We start from the raw sequence: 1,702 nt of genomic DNA, 5'->3' as shown, positions 1-1,702 counted from the left end.
GCGGAGGTGGCGAGGTCGACATGGCCGTCGCCGTTGAAGTCCCCGTAACGGCCGGACACCGCGGCGTGTCCGCCGGTCGCCGCGGACGCGGTGCCGGTCATGGCAGGGACGAGCGCTCCGCCGGTGAGCACGGCGAGCGACAGAGCCCCCCGCACCACCCGGCCAGCGCGGAACGCCTGGCGTGTTGTGGGTCGTTCACGTCTGGATGACACAGTTCTCCCTGTGGAGTAGTACGTACGACGTCTCGGACGCCGGCCCGTCGATCACGGACACGGACGACCATAGAGCGGCGGACTGACAACTGCCCTTTCGCGCAAGGTCGTTGCCGCGCGGATGCGGTGACCTCGCGGCATTTGGTGCGGGATCTTCCAGCGCCCGGTGCGCATCTGTACCGGAAGGACACGCCGCGACCTGCAGCAACCTCACAAGCCGTCACCGCAAAAACCGCACCCCGAGGTCACCACCACCCCACACCGCACGGCGAACCCCCAGCCCACCGCCCTGACACCAGCGCTGGAGAGCACTGGTGTCACCACTACAGAAACCGGTGACCTTGAGATGCAGATCCGCACTTGGCCAGGTGTGATCGGCGCCCTGGGCGTGGTGGCGGGCGGGTGGCAGGATCACGAGGGTGACTGATCATGGTGAGCTGTCCCTGCGCGCCGGAGGCAAGTCCGTACGTGTGGCGATCGCGTTGTCCGCACTGGTGGCGATTGCGGCAGGGGTCGCAGCCGGACTCGGTGTTGCGCAGGCCGACACGTGGGGGATCCTCTCCGGATCTGTCGCTGTGGCGACCGTTGCGAGCGCCCTCGCGCTGCTCGGGCGCCGCGTGGAGGCGGGGCCGGCCGGACTGAGGTTCCGCACGGTGCTGCGGTGGCACCGGCTGGAGTGGGACGAGATCGTCCACTTCGAGGAAGTACGGGTAGACAGCAGCGACCCCCGCACCCGCAGCACCCATCTCCGTGTCGCGGCCAAGCTGCGCGGCGGCGCTGTCGTCTTTCTGCCGGTGCCGTACCTCGAGGCCGCGGAGGCACCGCCCTTCGAGGAGCAGGTGGCCCAGCTGCGCGCACTGCGCCGCCGCTACTCGCGCGGTACCTCGGCGCAGTAGCTGCGGGCCTTCGGCATCACCGTGTTCGTCACCGTCGCCTGAGCCGATGTGACAACTATCGGGCTTCGGCTCAACAGGACCGACACATGCGGCAGCACGCCGCACCACCTACAGGTCGAACTCGAGGTGTTCCACGTCGGTGAACGCCACCTCCAGGCCGTGGGCACGGCGGCCGCCGTCGCGGAAGTAGACCTCGCCCAGGCCCTCGGCGGCGATGTCCCGCAGCTGCTGTGCGCCGGCGCCGGTGTCCTGGGCGTCGAAGAGGCGGGCCGCGTACTGCGGAGGCAGGGCGAGGGTGAGGTGACGGACGCGGGCGTCGTCGGTGGCGCCGGGCGCGGTGAAGCCGAACCGGGCCCGGGTGTCGACGACCAGGCCGGTGCTGGTGGCCGCCTGCTTCCGGGCCTGGGCGCGGATGCGGGGCTGCCGGCGGGCGCGCACCGCGTCCTGAAGGCGCCGGGCGAGGTCGGCGCGGGGCCGGCGGATCTGGTCTTTCACGTAGCGCTCCACGGTGCGCTGGGAGATGCCGAGCAGGTCGGCCACCGCGCGGGTGCCCTTGAGCTGCCTGACGACTCTGCCGCGCAATTCGCCAGCCCC

2 protein-coding genes are annotated in these 1,702 nt (G+C 70.8%); one reads left to right on the top strand and one right to left on the bottom strand.

Translation table 11 applies throughout. The features are described from left to right. The first annotated feature begins 631 nt into the window (after nucleotides 1-631). Nucleotides 632-1,108: a hypothetical protein gene (locus tag JL475_RS38900; RefSeq protein WP_202282910.1), complete on the top strand. Its 477-nt coding sequence runs from the start codon at nucleotides 632-634 to the stop codon at nucleotides 1,106-1,108. A gap of 108 nt (nucleotides 1,109-1,216) precedes the next feature. Here JL475_RS38900 and JL475_RS38895 read toward each other — a convergent pair. After that, the coding region (locus JL475_RS38895) for an XRE family transcriptional regulator (protein WP_202282909.1) at nucleotides 1,217-1,702 on the bottom strand (486 nt) is incomplete at its 5' end.

Source organism: Streptomyces sp. M2CJ-2 (assembly GCF_016757295.1).
Lineage (GTDB): Bacteria > Actinomycetota > Actinomycetes > Streptomycetales > Streptomycetaceae > Streptomyces.
This window is presented reverse-complemented; position numbering and strand designations above follow the sequence as displayed.